Origin of the sequence: Kribbella sp. NBC_00662 (genome assembly GCF_041430295.1) — a bacterium.
In the GTDB taxonomy this organism is placed as follows: domain Bacteria; phylum Actinomycetota; class Actinomycetes; order Propionibacteriales; family Kribbellaceae; genus Kribbella.
On the sequence record NZ_CP109029.1, the window covers coordinates 2,002,624 to 2,017,453 of the forward strand.

Genomic DNA, 14,830 nt, shown 5'->3' on the forward strand with positions numbered 1-14,830 from the left:
GTCTCGGTGAGCGACCGGTGGGGTCAGCGACCTCGGCGGGAGCTGCCGGCGCGCGATCCCGCGGAGAACGCAGCGGCTCCGGCGGGGCGAGCTGCCGACCCCGGAGTACTCGTCGTGTAGCTCTTCGGACTACCCGATCCGGCGCGGGACCTGGAACGGCCGGAGCCGCGCGAGCCTCCGGCCTGCTGGCCGGCACCCGCTTGGCCCGACCGCTTGCCGGTCGCCGGCTGAGCGGAGCCCGAACCGCGCCGACGGCGGTTACCTCGGCCCGATCCTCCGCCGCTCGAGGCCGCGACACGTTCGGCCTGGACCGGCCTGGCCTGCGGTTCGACGTACGTGCGCTCGCCGGGGGCCAGCTCGGACAGCAGCGGGTCGCCGGTGGTGAGCTTGGTGACCGTCGCGGCGATGCCGGCCTTGCGGGTCAGATCGCGCACGTCGCGGACCTGGTCGTCGGTCATCAACGTGACCACGGTCCCCTCGGCGCCGGCGCGCGCCGTACGGCCGGAGCGGTGCAGGTACGCCTTGTGCTCGATCGGCGGGTCGGCGTGGATCACCAGCGTCACGTTGTCGACGTGGATGCCGCGGGCTGCGATATCGGTCGCGACCAGCGTCTTCGCCGTACCCTCCGAGAACGCCTCGAGGTTCCGCGTGCGGGCGCCCTGGGACAGGTTGCCGTGCAGCTCGACGGCCGGCACGCCCTGGGCGATCAGCTTCTTGGTGAGGGACTTGGCGCCGTACTTCGTCCGGGTGAACACCAGCGTGCGCCCAGGTGCCGCGGTCAGGTCGACCAGCACCGGGAGCCGGGTGTCCGGCTGCACGTGCAGCACGTGGTGGGTCATCTTGGTGACCGGCGAGCGCGCCGAGTCCACGCTGTGCGTGACCGGGTTGGTCATGAAGCGCCGGACGAGAACGTCGACACCGGCGTCCAGCGTGGCCGAGAACAGCAGCCGCTGAGCCGTGGCCGGGGTCGCCTCGAGGATCCGGCGTACGGCGGGAAGGAAGCCGAGGTCGGCCATGTGGTCGGCCTCGTCGAGCACGGTGATCTCCACCGCGCCGAGCTTCGCGTGACCGGCCTGGATGTGGTCCTCCAGCCGGCCCGGGCAGGCGACGACGATATCGGCGCCCTTGCGCAGACCGTTGATCTGCGGGCCGTGGCCGACCCCGCCGAAGATCGTCATCGACCGCAGGCCGAGCGTGTCCGCGAGCGGCGTGATCGAGGCCTGGATCTGGGTGGCGAGCTCGCGGGTCGGCGCAAGGATCAGCGCACGCGGCTGGTTCGGCCGGCGCTTGGTACCGCTCGCAGCGAGTCGCGCGAGAACCGGCAGGACGAACGCGTAGGTCTTGCCGGACCCGGTCCGGCCGCGACCGAGAACATCCTTACCGGCCAGGGAATCCGGCAACGTCGCCGCCTGGATCGGGAACGGCGTGGTCACACCGGATGCGTCCAGCGCGGCGACCAACGGAGCCGGTACGCCGAGCTCGGCGAACGTGCTGTTGTCGGGAGCAACTGTTTCGATCGTGTCGAAGTCATTGCTCTCAGCAACTACAGCGCTGTCCGCGACTACGGGCTGCGCGGACTGCTGGTTGTTGCGCGCAGCACCCGAACGGCGCCGGCGACGCGGACGTGTGGACGCCTGCGTGGATGCGCTCGTGGTGCGGCGCGGGGAGGTGGATTGCGTGGGCGTGGTTGTAGACGTGGGGCGGCGGGCCGCCATAGAGGTACTCCAAAAGTCGGGGGTCGTCCTGCCCGGCGCGGCCTGGTGGGCCGCGGCGCGTGGTGGTCGACTGCTGGCGCAAAGTAGTTGCGCGCACCGGCCCGAGGCAGAACTGGGCGGGCCGTCTCCAACAGTCTACGGCACCGGGGGCCGACATCCGGCGGATATTCACAGGACTCTCGTCACACGGTTAGGTTCTGCACGTGACGACAGAGTTCCGGGTTGACCCACCCACGGCCGCCGACGAGCGGGTACTCCTGCAGGGATTCCTCGACTACCACCGCGGCACGCTGCTGTGGAAAGTGTCCGGATTGACCGGCGAACAGCTGGTCCAGCGCACGGTCGACCCGTCCAGCATGTCGCTGATCGGGCTCGTGCGGCACCTCAGCGAGGTCGAGAAGTACTGGTTCCACCGCGCCCTCGCCGGCCACGACTCACCCCCGAAGTACTGGACCGCCGAACACCCCGACGGCGACTTCGACCTGGCCGACCCCGCCCAGGCCGAGCAGGACGTCGAAGACTTCCGCGAGATCATCAAGACCTCCGACACCCTCGCCGCCGACCACTCACTCGACGACACCTTCATCCGCCCCGGCTACGACGAGCCGTACTCCGTCCGCTACCTCTACATCCACATGATCGAGGAATACTCCCGCCACAACGGCCACGCCGACCTCCTCCGCGAACGCCTCGACGGGGCGACCGGGGAATAACCGGCTCGTCCCTCGACCTCGGAGACTCAGCCGCTCAGCTGCTGGTCTTCAGGTGGTGCTGGGTGTGAAGTTTCGTGAGCCAGGCGGCGAACGCGCGGGGATCTTCGACGTTCGTTCGGGGGATATGGAGTTTGGTGCCGCGGGTTGAGGTGATCGTCAGGTAGGGGGCGGCGAGGCCGCTGGTGGGTGTGACGAGGGTGGTGCCCTCGAACTCGGACCACGGGATCCGCCGCCACCACGCGAAGCGGATGCCAGTGGCGTTCACGGTCACTCGCGGGTGGCCGAGGAGGAACATTACGGCGAGCGCGATACAAGCGGCGAGAAGTACGGCGAGAAGCGCCACGCGGATCGTGAACCAGGTGCCGCGGGTGTCGAGGTCCCGGACGACCGAGACGATCGGGATGCCGGCCATTGTCAGCACGACGACCAGCCCGCCGAAGGCCGGCGCGCGCCGGACGGCAAAGACCACTCGGCCGGAGCGGTGCAACTCCGCGTCCCAGGCACCGATGTCCTGATTCCCCATCACCATCTGTCGATCCCCTCCGCAGCGGGCGCGTACTTGCCCGTGCCGGCTGCCCGGCGAGGACGGTCACGAACGCACGCCTAAGCTACCCGCTGCCAAGTGGCTGAGAGGGACGCGTCACGACGAGGTCGTGCAGGAGATCGGGGACCAGGTCCACGCGGGCTTCACGGTTTGATCGAGTGGATGAGGCCGAGTAGGTCGGTCACCACACCTCGGACGCCGGGGATGCGGGTCAGCCGGAGAAGGCGATCGACGAGCGGAACCGCTCGATCGATGAGCGCGCGGGTTCGGCGTACGTCCTCGCTGGAGTCGTGGACCCAGAAGAGGACGACTCCCATCTGCAACAGCCACAGCAGTTCGGGCAGCTCGGCCCGTAGGTCGGCCGGCACCTTGAGATCCGACCCCTCGACCACCTGCCGGAAGATCTCGACAGCCGCCTCCCGCGCCGGACGTGACTCGTCACTGAAGGGGGACAGCGGGCTCTTGGGATCGGCTGCCGTCTTGAAGAACGTGCCGGCGAACTCGTGGTACGGCGCGGCCACCTCCAGCCACGTCCGCAGTACGCCGGTCATCCGCGGCACGAACGCCTTCTCCGACGCAAGAAGCGCCTCGACGGCGGACCGATGCTGGTCCTGGAGCAGGTCGTAGTACGCCTGCATCAGGTGGTCCTTGGAGCCGTAGTAGTAGTACGCGTTGCCCACCGAGACCCCGGCCTCGGTGGCGATCGCGCGCATCGTGGTCTTGCCGTACCCCTGCTCCCGGAACAGCCGTAGCGCCGTCGACAGGATCAGTTCGCGCGTCTGCTCACCCTTCGCGGTCGCACCGTCCGTCACATCCGTCAGCGTAGTCACCTCCAGTCAACCGCCGCAGCCCCGCGGCCGCTTGCACCATCGCCCGCGCCACCGGTCGCATCGCCGGACTCGCCAGTCGTACGGCGGTGTGCCTGTGCTCCCCTGTTGCCCACAGGCACACGATCCAGGCGCGATCGCCGACGTACACGGACCCGTCGTCGGCGACCACCGTCACCTCGCGCAGTGTCGCCTCGTGATCCAGGCCGGGATAGAGCGCCCGGGCATCCGTCGACCCCGCCGCGACGAACCGCAGGCGCACCACACCGCCTTCCCCGTTCGACGCCGGCCGCTGCGCCGCCAGCCAGTCCTTGAACCGGCGGCACAGTCCGCAGTGGGCGTCGTACAGCACCGTCAACTCACGCACGGTTCGGCGGCCTTCAATACCCGTACCGCGCGGCTTGCTCGGTCATCGTCAGCGGCTGGACCGTGTCGTTGGGCGGCACCGGCGGGGTCGGCAGCGACTCCAGCCGGCTGCGCCGCCGGATCGAGTTGAAGACCCACACGTTGGTCAGGTGCACCGCTCCGAGCACCAGCATCACGATCCCGAGCTTCACGCTCAGTTGCTCGAACACCCCTTGGGCATCCTCGACCGAACTGCCGCCGCGCAGGAACAGCGTCACGAAGCCGAGGTTGATCAGGTAGAACCCGACCACGAGCAGCCGGTTCACCGCGTCGGCGAAGTCCTCGTTGCCGTGGAACACGTCGACCAGGAAGATCCGCCCGTTCCGGCTCAGCGTCCGCGCCACCCAGATCGTCAGCGGCACCGCGATCGCCAGATAGACCAGGTACGTCGTCACCGTCATGCCCATCTCATCCCCACTTCTTTTTGAACACGTTCAAATCTCCAACGGCTCCGACCGTACGCCAGCTTTTTGAACATGTTCAAGTGGGAGGTCACGTGACCTGGATCTCCGCTGAGGCAGGATGCAACCATGACGACCTGGGTGTTCGAAGGAACCGTGCTTCCGGCCGGCGACGCCGCGCGCGTCACGTTCGGGCCGGGCGAGATCGGCGAGGTGCTGCCCGGGCGGTACGGGGTACCCGGCCTGGTCGACTCGCACTGCCACCTGACGATGGCGCCCGGCCCGAACGGTCCTGTGCTGCAGGGCGCGGACTTCGCGGCCGAGCGGCTCGGTGAGCTGGCCGGCGCCGGCGTGAGCGCGGTCCGCGATGTCGGCGGCAACCGCGAGGTGACCCTCGAACTGGCTCGCACGCGCGACGACAGCCGCCCGCTCGTCCTCGCGGCGGGCCGGTTCCTCGCGCCGGAGGGCTGCTACTTCCCGCAGGCATACGAGCCGGTCGCACCGGAGGACCTGCTCGCCGCGGTCGAGACCGAGATCGCGGACGGCGCGACCTGGCTGAAGCTCGTCGGCGACTTCCCCGAGGTCGGCCCGGACGGTCCGATCCGCGGCAGCAAGGTCAGTCCGACGTACGACCTGGATGTGGTCGGGGCCATGGTCGAGCTGGCGCACTCGCGCGGCGCCCGGGTCGCGGCGCACGTCAACACCGACCACGTCACAGACCTGATCCGGCTCGGCATCGACTCGGTCGAACACGGTACGGCGCTCACCGAGCAGGACCTCGAAACCCTGGGCACCCGCGGCGGCGCGTGGACCCCGACGCTCTGCGCCTCGGTCAGCCCGAGCCCGAACGAGACCCCGGAGCAGTCGGCCCGCCGCCGAGCCCGCTCCGAACACCTGGCATCGATCCTGCCGCTCACCGACCGGTACGGCGTCCGCGTGCTGACCGGATCCGACGTGGTCGGCACCGTCGCCGGCGAGATCGACCTGCTGGTGAAACACGGACTCTCCGTCGAGCAGGCGCTCACCGCGGCCTCCACCGGTGCGCAGGACTTCCTCGGTCTGACCGGCGCCGGCAACCTCGTCACGTACGACGCCGACCCGCGCGAGCACCCCGAAGTACTCGCGGCACCGGCTGCCGTCGTACTGAACGGCCGCCGGATCTCATGAGGGAGAAGGACCTCGACCGCTGGGTCGAGCGCTACCGGAAGGCGTGGGAGACCAACGATCCCGTACACATCGCCGCGCTCTGGACCGAGGACGCCGCCTGGTACCGGCGGCCGGACGAGGCGCCGGTGCTCGGGCGCGACGCGATCGTGGCGGCGTGGCTGGACGTCGCGGACGGTCCCGGCGAGACAGATTTCGAGTACCAGGTGCTCGGGTTCGGTGACGGGGTCGGGTTCGTCCGCGGCTGGACGACGTACCTGACCAATCCGCCGGCCGAGTTCAGCAACCTGTGGGTGATCCGGCTGGACCGGGACCGGGCGCACGAGTTCACCGAATGGTGGATGGAAAAGCCGCTCTGAGCTAGCATCGCGGACAGGCACTCAGGGTGCCACCGGTCCGCGGGAAGGGCTCAGCCCACCTGGAATGAGCACGGTTGTGGCAGTTGTTCACCTCCTTTCTCGCCTGACGACGCGGACAGCAGGCTCGCAGAGAGGAGGTCGGTGATGCCGACCCGAAATCTTCCGGACGACCCACACCTCGAACACCTTCGCAAGCAGGCCAAGGCACTGCTCAAGGGCGTCCGCGCCGGCGACCGCGAGGCCGTTGCACTCGCTGACGAGTTCCATCCCGTCCAGACGCTGGCGGACGCACAGCTGGTCATTGCCCGCAGCTACCGATTCCCCAGCTGGCCGCGGATCGTTCGGCACCTGGAGCTCGTCGACCGCTACAGCCGGTCACCCCATCGGCAGTCCGTCGGTGGCCCGCTCGATACGCCGGAACAGCGCGCCGACGAGTTCCTCCGGCTGGCGACCTTGCACTACGGGCAGGACGATCCGGCACGACAGCGGTCCGCCCGTGATCTTCTCGAACGATTCCCAGAGATTGCCCAGAGCAACATTTACACCAAGGTCGTGGCCGGCGACCTCGACGCCGTACGCGCGGACCTCGCCCAAGCATCCGTGGAAGGCGGACCGTACCGCTGGGAACCGTTGCTCTACCTCACCTACAGTCGCCTCGACGCACCGAACCAGATCGAGATCGCCCGTCTTCTCCTCGAGAACGGCGCCGACCCGAACGCCGGCTACCTCTGGCAGGGTCTGCCCTCACCGTTCACCGCGATCACCGGCGTGTTCGGCCGCGGCGAGGGCGACCAACCACCACACCGCGATCGGGTCGAGCTCGCCCGCGTGCTGCTCGACGCCGGTGCCGACCCGAACGACAGCCAGACCATGTACAACTGCGGTCCCGGTTGTCCCCCGCCGTACGACGACGTGCACCTGGAGCTGCTGCTCGAGTACGGACTGGGCCGCGGCGACGGCGGTCCGTGGCACGAACGGATGACCACCGCGCACCCGACTCCGCGGCAATTGCTGGAGGACGAGCTGGTGTTCGCAGCCTGGGCCGGTCTGCTCCACCGAGCCGAACTAGTGCTTGCCCAAGGCACCGATCCCGAAGGCTTCGGCACCAGGCATCCGGTGTACGGCGGCAGCCGGCCGTACGTGCTGGCAGCGGTCCAAGGTCATACGGAGATCGCGGAGCTGCTCCGGGCGCGAGGCGCGGCGCCGCTGGACGAGATCGAGCAGGTGTACGCCACCGCGATGCGCGGTGAGACACCCGACATCGATCCCGGGCTGGCCGCGCGTGCGGTCGCACGTCAACGTCATCTGCCCGTTCGAGCCGCCGAGATCGGCCGCACCGAGGCGCTGGAACCGCTGCAGCGGCTCGGGTTCGACCTGAACCGGATCTCCGGCGGATCAGCGCCGATCCACCGCGCTGCGCTCAACGGTCATCTCGACACGGTCAAAAAACTGATCGAGCTCGGCGCCGATCCGGAGCTGCGCGACCCCAACTACAACGGGAACGCACTGGGTTGGGCCGAGCACAACCACCAACAGGCGGTCGCCGACTATCTCAAGGGCTTACCGCAAGGAACAGGAACGCACTGAACACCGCGAGGTGAACGGCTCCCTGGAGCAGCGTGGCCCGCCCGGTGGCGAGAGTCAGCAAGGCGGTCACGACCGTCAGCGCGAACAGGACCACCTCTTTGCCGTCGAGCCCGAGGACAAGCGGTCCGCTCAGCCAGATGGACGCGACCGCAATCGCGGGGATGGTCAGTCCGATGCTGGCGAGCGCTGAGCCGAGCGCCAGGTTGACGCTGGTCTGGAGACGGTTCCGCAGTGCGGCACGTACTGCGGCAACCGTCTCCGGCAGCAGCACGAGCAGCGCGATCACGACCCCGACCACTGCGAGCGGGGCGCCGGCCGACTCCACGGCGGACTCGAGCCTCGGCGACACGGTCTTGGCCAGCCCGACCACCGCGATCAGACAAACGAACAACAACCCGAGGCTGAGCAGCGCGGTCGGTCCGCTCGGCGCGGCCGCGTGGTGATCCTCGTCCTCGTCGACCTCGCCGTCGGGACGCACCGGCAGGAAGTAGTCCCGGTGCCGGATCGTCTGGATGAACACGAACACGCCGTACATCACCAGCGAGGTCACGCCCGCGAACGCGAGCTGCGCCGAGCTGAACCTCGGCCCCGGCGCGCTCGTCGTGAACGTCGGCAGCACCAGACTCAGCGTCACCAACGCTGTCATCACCGTCAGCGCCGAGTACGACGCCTGTACGCGGAACTCCTGCACGCGATGCCGCAGCGAGCCGACGACCAGGGACAACCCGAGGATCCCGTTGCAGGTGATCATCACCGCGGCGAACACGGTGTCCCGCGCCAGCGACGCGGCCTTCTCCCCGCCCGATGCCATCAGCGTGACGATCAGCGCGACCTCGATGATGGTGACCGCGAGCGCGAGGATCAGCGTGCCGAAGGGTTCCCCGACGCGGTGTGCGACGACCTCGGCGTGATGCACGGCGGCGATCACCGCGGCGCCCAGCCCGAGGCAGACGAGGATCAGCAGGAACGTGCCCAGGTCGCGATGCCAGGTCACCAGCAGGACGACGAAAGCGAGCGGCGGCACGGCCAACGTCCAGCGCGGCAGCCCTTGGATCACTGAGATTGTCATCCCCAAGCAGTCTATCGGGAATCCCCTTGGCATCCGGCGAACGTCGGGTGATGCTTCTCCCACAATGACTGTGCAGATCAGAACCGCGACCGCCGCCGACTGGCCGGCGATCTGGCCGTTCTTCCACGACATCGTGACCGCGCGCGAGACGTACACGTACGACCCGCACATCACCGAGGAGGACGCCCGGGCGATGTGGATGTCGCCGTTGGACCTCCCGCTCGGCCGGACCACGGTCGCGGTCGATGCCGACGGCACCGTTCTCGGCAGCGCGAACATGTACCCGAACCGGCCCGGCCCCGGCGCGCACGTCGCCAGCGGCAGCTTCATGGTCGACGGCAAGGCCCGCGGAAAGGGCGTCGGCCGGCTGCTGTGCGAAGACATGATCGCGTGGGCCGGACAGTCCGGGTTCCGCTCGATCCAGTTCAACGCAGTGGTCGAGACGAACGAACCCGCCGTACACCTCTGGCAGGCCCTCGGCTTCCGCATCGCCGGCACCGTCCCGGAGGCCTTCGACCACCCAACGCTCGGGTACGTCGGACTACACGTCATGTACCGTCCCTTGCCATGATGCGGGCGCGCCGGATGTGGAAGGCGCTCGAGCCGTATCACGCGATCACGTACTTCGCCCCGGAGACGCGGCAGGCGACTGACGCGCTCGGGCTGAAGGGCGGCTGGATGAGCTACTTCGGCTGCCGGGCGGCGCCCCTCGGCGCGGCCGGGCCCGAGCTCGTCGCCGCGATGTTCTACAACTTCCACCCGGCGATGGTCGCCCGCTCCCTCCCGGACGCGTGGACCTACGCGACCCCGCAACAGCTCCTCGACGCCCGCGTCGCGGCTGTGGACAACGCCGTACGGCGGCTGTTCCCGGACGCGCCTCCATACCAAACCGTATGGTCTGGTGACGCCGTCAAGCGAGCTGCCGAGCTGGCTCGACGTGCGGCTGAACTCGCGCCGATTGCCGGTAGGCCGATCGCAGCGGCCAACGCCACGCTGGAATGGCCGGATGAGCCGCATCTCGTGCTGTGGCACGCGACCACGATCCTGCGGGAGTCCCGCGGCGACGGACATGTGGCGGCATTGGTCGCGGCTGAGCTCAGTCCGTGTCAGGCGTTGGTGACGATCTCCGCCGCCGGCGGCCCGGCCAAGGAGGTCTTCCAGCTCAACCGCCGGTGGAACGACGAGGAATGGGCTGCCGCCTCAGACGACCTGCGCAGCCGCGGACTGCTGGATGCCGACGGCGCGCTGACCGACGCAGGGCGGGCGTTGCGGCAGCAGGTCGAGGACACCACGGATGCGCTGGCCGATCAGGGCTGGCGGGCGCTGGGCGACGAACTCGCCGGCGAGTTGCACGACGCCGTACGGCCGATGAGCGCCGTACTGATGTCGGCCGGGCTGATCCCGGCGGACAACCCGATGGCTATGCGCTGGGACTGATCCGGTCGGCCAGCGTGCGGAGCGACTGAGCCAGCTGCTCGCCGGTCGGTGCACTCTCCGGGTCGAACATGCTCTGCGCAACCACCCCGAGCAGCAGCGCCTGCAGGAGTGAGCCGATCGCCTGGACCTGCTCAGGGTCCGCGTCGGGGTCCACGCCGCCGAACATCTGCGCCAGACCTTCGCGGGCCTCCCCCTGCATCTTGGTCAGCTCGGCCACGAGCTCAGGCATGCTCGCGCCCAGGCTGAGGACCTCGAACTGCGTCGCCCACAACGCCTTCAGCCGCGGATTCGACAGGCTGCCGATGACCTGACGCCAGGTCGCGACGAACCGCTCGTGCGGCCCGGTCAGAACCGCCGCACGCCCGTCACCCGCATTGTCACCGTCACCGGCATCGGAACCATCGCCGGCACCAGTCACCTCGGTCGCCCACTCGTCGGTCAGCAGCGCGCGCAGCGCCTCGTTGAGCAGCGTCTCCTTCGAACCGAAGTGGTACCCGATCGCGGCCAGACTCACTCCGGCCGCCGTCGCGATGTCGCGCGCGGTCGTCCGGCTGTAGCCCTTCTCCAGCAGACACGCCTTCGCGCCCTCGACCAGCGCCTCCCGATTGCCCATGCCGGCACTCTAACACGCTCGTCTCACACGACAGTCTTGCACAGATGTCTAAGACCGTCGTACAGTCATGGCACACCAACTACTTCTGGAGGGGTTCCGGTGACGACAGTTCTGATTTCCGGCGCGAGTGTGGCGGGTCCGGCCGTGGCGTACTGGCTGCAGCGGTACGGCTTCACCCCGACCGTGGTCGAGCGCGCCCCGGCGCCGCGGCCCGGCGGCTACGCGGTCGACTTCCGCGGCGCGTCGATGAAGGTCCTCGAGCGGATGGGCATCCTGTCCGAGGTCAGGGAGAAGGCGACCCGGATGGGCACGATGACGTACGTGAAGGAGTCCGGGAAGGTGGCCGCGACCACCTCGTCGGAGGCGTTCAGCGGCGAGCTGGAGATCCTCCGCGGCGACCTGGTCGACATTCTCTACAACCTGACGAAGGACACCACGGAGTACCTCTTCGACGACTCGATCGTGTCGCTCGACCAGGACGCGGAGAGCGTCGACGTGGTCTTCGAGAGCGGGGTACGGCGGCGGTTCGACCTCGTGATCGGCGCGGACGGGCTGCACTCGAACGTACGGCGGTTGGCGTTCGGCGCGGAGTCGTCGTACATCCACGATCTCGGCTACTACGCCTCGGTCTGCACGGTCGAGAACCACCTCGGCCTCGACCACACCGGTCAGATCTTCAACGTGCCCGGCAAGACCGTCGGCACCTACAGCGCACGCAACAACGCCGAGGCGAAGGCGTTGTTCTACTTCACCTCGTCGGACCTGAAGTACGACCGGCGGAACGTGCCGGCGCAGAAGGCGATCGTCGAGGAGCAGTTCAAGGACCTGGGGTGGGAGGTGCCGACGCTGCTCGAGGGAATGCGGACCGCGCCGGACTTCTACTTCGACTCGATCAGCCAGATCAAACTGGACAGCTACTCGAGCGGCCGGATCGCGCTGGTCGGTGACGCCGGGTACTGCGCTTCGCCGCTGTCAGGGATGGGCACGAGCCTCGCCGTCGTCGGTGCGTACGTGCTGGCCGGCGAGTTGCACGCGGCCGGCGGCGATCACGAGCAGGCGTTCGCGGCCTACGACGTACGGATGAAGGACTTCGTCGCGGCCTGTCAGAAGCAGGCGGTCGACGGGGCGATGTGGTTCATCCCCGCGAGCAAGTGGTTTCTGAAGCTGCGCAACCTGACCTTCCGGATGATGCCCTACCTGCCGTGGCGGAACATGATCCGGGACATGTCACTGAAGGTCGGCAACGCGATCGAGCTCACGACGTACGAAGACCTTCCCGTGCGGCCCGCAGCACCGCGTCGGTGAGCGCGTCGAGGACGCCGGACTCGAGCTTCCAGTGCTGCCAGTACAACGGCACGTCGATGTATTTGCCTGGAGCAACTTCCATCAGGCGGCCGGCGGCGAGCTCGGATCCGGCGAGCTGGTCCTCGATCATCCCCCAGCCGAGCCCGATCCGGACCGCCTCGTGGAACGGCGCGGACGCCGGGATCGCGTGGGACGGAGGATCCAGCTTCCGCCGGGTCACCTTGCGGAGCAGCCGGTGCTGCAGCACATCCTTCTCGTTGAACACCACCATCGGTGCCTCGGCAAGGGCCTCCGGCAACGGTTTCCCGGTCAGCCAGCGCTCGGCGTACTCCGGGGTGGCGAGCGGGAGGTATCGCATCTTCCCGAGCGGTACGACGCGGCAGCCCTGCACCGGTCGCGGATCGGCGGTGACCGCGGCCAGGACCGTACCGTTGCGGAGGTACTCCGCCGAGTGTTCCTCGTCCTCCTGGTGCACCAGGAAGCGGGCGTTGTGGGTCTTCGACAGGTCGAGCATCGCGGGCAGGAACCAGTTGTTGAGCGAGTCCGCGTTCACGGCCAGCGGGATGCGCTGCGCGTCGACCGTACCGCGGACGGCGGCGATCGCCTCGAGCTCCAGCAGGGACACCTGGCGGGCCAGCCGGAGCAGCGCCTCGCCCGCCGCCGTCGCTCGGGCCGGCTTGCCGCGCATCACCACGACCTGACCGAGCCGGCTCTCCAACGCCTTGATGCGTTGGCTGATCGCCGACGGCGTGACACGCAACCGCCGGGCCGCTGCGTCGAAGCTGCCCTCGTCAACGACGGCCACGAACGTCTCGAGTTGCACGGAGTCGAACTGCATGATGAAGCAATCCTAATGCTACTTCAGAATCTTTAGCTGGTTTGAAGCAGCTGAACTGCCTACCGTCGAAGACATGCCCCTCTTCGCCGGATTCGCCACGTCGATCTCCCTGATCGTCGCGATCGGCGCCCAAAATGCTTTCGTACTCCGCCAGGGCCTGCGCCGCGAGCACGTCCTCCCGGTCGTCCTGACCTGCGCGCTCTCCGACGCACTCCTGATCTCCAGCGGCATCCTCGGCCTCGGCGCGCTCCTCACCCGCAGCCAGCTGGCTCTCGACCTCGCCAAGTTCGGCGGCGCCGCCTTCCTCTACACGTACGCTGCCCTCGCCGCGAAGCGAGCCTTCAACCCCGGCGCGATCACCCCCGCCGACCACGCCCCCGCCGCGCTCCGCAGCGTCGTCCTCACCTGCCTGGGGTTCACGTACCTCAACCCCCACGTCTATCTGGACACCGTCGTCCTGCTCGGATCCCTCGCCAACCAACGAGGCACCGACGGCCGCTGGCTCTACGGCCTGGGCGCCGTCACCGCCAGCTTCAGCTGGTTCTTCGCCCTCGGCTTCTTCTCCGGCAAACTCGCGAAGGTCTTCGCCCGCCCCCGCGCCTGGCAGTTCCTCGACTCCGCCATAGCCCTGATCATGGCCAGCTTGGCGACCTGGATGCTTCTTCCCTGATATCCACAGGCAGAACATTCTCGCGCCGACCTGCCCGGTCCCCGGTGTATGCTTTTCTCAACACGGCCAGCCCCTCTGCCCCTCAGGGCACGGGCTGGTTTTCTTTTCCTGGGGGCATTTCGTGACCGTCTACACCAAGCCACACCTCTCCTTCGCCGGCCAGGTCGAACTGCTGAAGAGCAGGGGCCTCATCGTCGACGACGAGGCCGAAGCGGAGCGTCTGCTGAGCGTCATCGGGTACTACCGCCTCAGCGGCTACTGGTATTCCTTTCGACGTCCACTCGGTGGCCAGCTTCGCGACGATCACTTCATCGAAGGCACGACGTTCGCGCAGGTCGTGCGACTGTACGACGCCGATCGGCGGCTGAAGCTGCAACTTCTCGACGCGCTGGAACGGATCGAGATCGGGATCCGGGTGATGATCGGATTCACGCTCGGCCGGCGTGGTGCATACGCCCATCTCGACGCCGCGAGCCTCGACCGCCGATTTACTCGATCCGACGGCCGGCACCCGGGCACGTACGACCGGTGGTTGCGCAAGGTCTTGGCGGCACAGACCCGATCGTCCGAGGACTTCGTCCTGCACTTCCAGCACAAGTACGACGGCCGGCTGCCGGTCTGGGTGATAACCGAGATTCTCGATTTCGGTGCGATGAGCCACCTTTACCAGGGGCTGCAGTTCGCGGATCGGAGCGAGATCGCGGCACGGGTGGGCATTCTCGACCGGCGCGGCGACGGCAATGGAGGGGCATTGGCCAACTGGTTACGCGTGCGCAACTACGTCCGCAACGTCTGCGCGCATCACTCCCGGCTATGGAACCCGAACCTCGCCGACCAACTCGCTCCGAGTCACCTGCGGCCGATCCCGGATCTGCGTCATCTGACCGATCGTCAGGTGTCACATTTCCGGATCTACTCGACCTTGTGCGTCGTCGGGTACCTGCTGTCTCGCCTGGGGCATGGTTCCGACTGGGCCAGGCAGATTCGCGAGCTTATCGCTGTGGAGATCCCCGCCTGCGGACGCGAGCTCCGCGAACTGGGTTTCCCCGCCGGATGGGCCGCCGAGCGGCCGTGGTCGGTTTGACCGGGAGGTCTTGATGGACGTGACGGTGTTGTGTGATGCGGTGGCGGTGTTTCCGGAGAGTGTGGCGGACGCCTTGCCGGGGTGGGGTTCAGGGCATGC

The 14,830-nt window shown here is 68.2% G+C and carries 17 protein-coding genes; 9 read left to right on the plus strand and 8 right to left on the minus strand.

The annotated features are described in order from the left end of the window. Positions 1-23 precede the first annotated feature (23 nt). Positions 24-1,715: a DEAD/DEAH box helicase gene (locus tag OHA10_RS10110; RefSeq protein WP_371405912.1), complete on the minus strand. Its 1,692-nt coding sequence runs from the start codon at positions 1,713-1,715 to the stop codon at positions 24-26. A gap of 203 nt (positions 1,716-1,918) precedes the next feature. On the opposite strand from OHA10_RS10110, the gene OHA10_RS10115 reads away from it, so the two are divergent. Next, positions 1,919-2,428 (plus strand): DinB family protein, encoded by a 510-nt coding sequence (locus OHA10_RS10115; RefSeq protein ID WP_371405913.1) that lies wholly within the window; start codon positions 1,919-1,921, stop codon positions 2,426-2,428. A 34-nt stretch (positions 2,429-2,462) separates the two neighbouring features. Here the strand turns inward: OHA10_RS10115 and OHA10_RS10120 are convergent, their stop codons facing one another. The 4 genes from OHA10_RS10120 to OHA10_RS10135 all read right to left on the minus strand — a co-directional run bounded on the left by OHA10_RS10120 (position 2,463) and on the right by OHA10_RS10135 (position 4,605). Next, positions 2,463-2,957: a hypothetical protein gene (locus OHA10_RS10120; protein WP_371405914.1), complete on the minus strand. Its 495-nt coding sequence runs from the start codon at positions 2,955-2,957 to the stop codon at positions 2,463-2,465. 158 nt (positions 2,958-3,115) lie between these two features. After that, positions 3,116-3,784 (minus strand): TetR family transcriptional regulator, encoded by a 669-nt coding sequence (locus OHA10_RS10125; RefSeq protein WP_371405915.1) that lies wholly within the window; start codon positions 3,782-3,784, stop codon positions 3,116-3,118. Next, positions 3,756-4,166 (minus strand): thiol-disulfide oxidoreductase DCC family protein, encoded by a 411-nt coding sequence (locus OHA10_RS10130; RefSeq protein WP_371405916.1) that lies wholly within the window; start codon positions 4,164-4,166, stop codon positions 3,756-3,758. The genes OHA10_RS10125 and OHA10_RS10130 overlap by 29 nt, the downstream gene beginning before the upstream one ends. Before the next feature lie 13 nt (positions 4,167-4,179). Next, positions 4,180-4,605 (minus strand): hypothetical protein, encoded by a 426-nt coding sequence (locus OHA10_RS10135; RefSeq protein WP_371405917.1) that lies wholly within the window; start codon positions 4,603-4,605, stop codon positions 4,180-4,182. A gap of 129 nt (positions 4,606-4,734) precedes the next feature. Here OHA10_RS10135 and OHA10_RS10140 point away from each other — a divergent pair, with 129 nt between their 5' ends. The 3 genes from OHA10_RS10140 to OHA10_RS10150 all read left to right on the plus strand — a co-directional run bounded on the left by OHA10_RS10140 (position 4,735) and on the right by OHA10_RS10150 (position 7,715). Then, positions 4,735-5,772, plus strand: coding sequence for an amidohydrolase family protein (locus tag OHA10_RS10140; RefSeq protein WP_371405918.1), 1,038 nt, complete (start codon positions 4,735-4,737; stop codon positions 5,770-5,772). Then, entirely contained in the window at positions 5,769-6,128 is a 360-nt protein-coding gene (locus tag OHA10_RS10145) for a nuclear transport factor 2 family protein (protein WP_371405919.1), read from the plus strand. The genes OHA10_RS10140 and OHA10_RS10145 overlap by 4 nt, the downstream gene beginning before the upstream one ends. Positions 6,129-6,272: 144 nt before the next feature. Then, on the plus strand, positions 6,273-7,715 hold the full coding sequence (locus OHA10_RS10150; RefSeq protein ID WP_371405920.1) for an ankyrin repeat domain-containing protein: 1,443 nt from the start codon (positions 6,273-6,275) through the stop codon (positions 7,713-7,715). Here OHA10_RS10150 and OHA10_RS10155 read toward each other — a convergent pair. Then, a complete protein-coding gene (locus OHA10_RS10155) occupies positions 7,681-8,784 on the minus strand; it encodes a calcium:proton antiporter (RefSeq protein ID WP_371405921.1) in 1,104 nt (367 codons plus the stop codon). The genes OHA10_RS10150 and OHA10_RS10155 overlap by 35 nt on opposite strands. Before the next feature lie 64 nt (positions 8,785-8,848). Between OHA10_RS10155 and OHA10_RS10160 the strand changes: the two genes are divergently transcribed. Beyond that, the gene (locus OHA10_RS10160) at positions 8,849-9,355 is read left to right on the plus strand and encodes an N-acetyltransferase family protein (protein WP_371405922.1); all 507 of its coding nucleotides are present in this window, start codon (positions 8,849-8,851) and stop codon (positions 9,353-9,355) included. Further along, positions 9,352-10,221 (plus strand): hypothetical protein, encoded by an 870-nt coding sequence (locus tag OHA10_RS10165; protein ID WP_371405923.1) that lies wholly within the window; start codon positions 9,352-9,354, stop codon positions 10,219-10,221. Before OHA10_RS10160 ends, OHA10_RS10165 begins: the two co-directional genes overlap by 4 nt. Here OHA10_RS10165 and OHA10_RS10170 read toward each other — a convergent pair. Then, a complete protein-coding gene (locus tag OHA10_RS10170; RefSeq protein ID WP_371405924.1) occupies positions 10,205-10,834 on the minus strand; it encodes a TetR/AcrR family transcriptional regulator in 630 nt (209 codons plus the stop codon). The genes OHA10_RS10165 and OHA10_RS10170 overlap by 17 nt on opposite strands. Before the next feature lie 99 nt (positions 10,835-10,933). Between OHA10_RS10170 and OHA10_RS10175 the strand changes: the two genes are divergently transcribed. After that, positions 10,934-12,139, plus strand: coding sequence for an FAD-dependent monooxygenase (locus tag OHA10_RS10175; protein ID WP_371405925.1), 1,206 nt, complete (start codon positions 10,934-10,936; stop codon positions 12,137-12,139). Here OHA10_RS10175 and OHA10_RS10180 read toward each other — a convergent pair. After that, the gene (locus tag OHA10_RS10180) at positions 12,090-12,977 is read right to left on the minus strand and encodes a LysR family transcriptional regulator ArgP (protein ID WP_371405926.1); all 888 of its coding nucleotides are present in this window, start codon (positions 12,975-12,977) and stop codon (positions 12,090-12,092) included. The genes OHA10_RS10175 and OHA10_RS10180 overlap by 50 nt on opposite strands. Before the next feature lie 73 nt (positions 12,978-13,050). Here OHA10_RS10180 and OHA10_RS10185 point away from each other — a divergent pair, with 73 nt between their 5' ends. Both OHA10_RS10185 and OHA10_RS10190 read left to right on the plus strand, forming a co-directional pair. Next, positions 13,051-13,647 carry a LysE/ArgO family amino acid transporter gene (locus OHA10_RS10185; protein ID WP_371405927.1) on the plus strand — a complete coding sequence of 199 codons (597 nt, stop codon included), beginning with the start codon at positions 13,051-13,053 and terminating at the stop codon, positions 13,645-13,647. 121 nt (positions 13,648-13,768) lie between these two features. Next, positions 13,769-14,731 (plus strand): Abi family protein, encoded by a 963-nt coding sequence (locus tag OHA10_RS10190; RefSeq protein WP_371405928.1) that lies wholly within the window; start codon positions 13,769-13,771, stop codon positions 14,729-14,731. Positions 14,732-14,830 lie beyond the last annotated feature (99 nt).

Excerpts from the sequence above, each read along its gene's own strand:
- OHA10_RS10110 (WP_371405912.1), bottom strand. The coding sequence starts at position 1,715 with ATGGCGGCCCGCCGCCCCACGTCTACAACCACGCCCACGCAATCCACC.
- OHA10_RS10120 (WP_371405914.1), bottom strand. The coding sequence starts at position 2,957 with ATGGTGATGGGGAATCAGGACATCGGTGCCTGGGACGCGGAGTTGCAC.
- OHA10_RS10135 (WP_371405917.1), bottom strand. The coding sequence starts at position 4,605 with ATGACGGTGACGACGTACCTGGTCTATCTGGCGATCGCGGTGCCGCTG.
- OHA10_RS10140 (WP_371405918.1), top strand. The coding sequence starts at position 4,735 with ATGACGACCTGGGTGTTCGAAGGAACCGTGCTTCCGGCCGGCGACGCC.
- OHA10_RS10145 (WP_371405919.1), top strand. The coding sequence starts at position 5,769 with ATGAGGGAGAAGGACCTCGACCGCTGGGTCGAGCGCTACCGGAAGGCG.
- OHA10_RS10150 (WP_371405920.1), top strand. The coding sequence starts at position 6,273 with ATGCCGACCCGAAATCTTCCGGACGACCCACACCTCGAACACCTTCGC.
- OHA10_RS10155 (WP_371405921.1), bottom strand. The coding sequence starts at position 8,784 with ATGACAATCTCAGTGATCCAAGGGCTGCCGCGCTGGACGTTGGCCGTG.
- OHA10_RS10160 (WP_371405922.1), top strand. The coding sequence starts at position 8,849 with ATGACTGTGCAGATCAGAACCGCGACCGCCGCCGACTGGCCGGCGATC.
- OHA10_RS10165 (WP_371405923.1), top strand. The coding sequence starts at position 9,352 with ATGATGCGGGCGCGCCGGATGTGGAAGGCGCTCGAGCCGTATCACGCG.
- OHA10_RS10170 (WP_371405924.1), bottom strand. The coding sequence starts at position 10,834 with ATGGGCAATCGGGAGGCGCTGGTCGAGGGCGCGAAGGCGTGTCTGCTG.
- OHA10_RS10180 (WP_371405926.1), bottom strand. The coding sequence starts at position 12,977 with ATGCAGTTCGACTCCGTGCAACTCGAGACGTTCGTGGCCGTCGTTGAC.
- OHA10_RS10185 (WP_371405927.1), top strand. The coding sequence starts at position 13,051 with ATGCCCCTCTTCGCCGGATTCGCCACGTCGATCTCCCTGATCGTCGCG.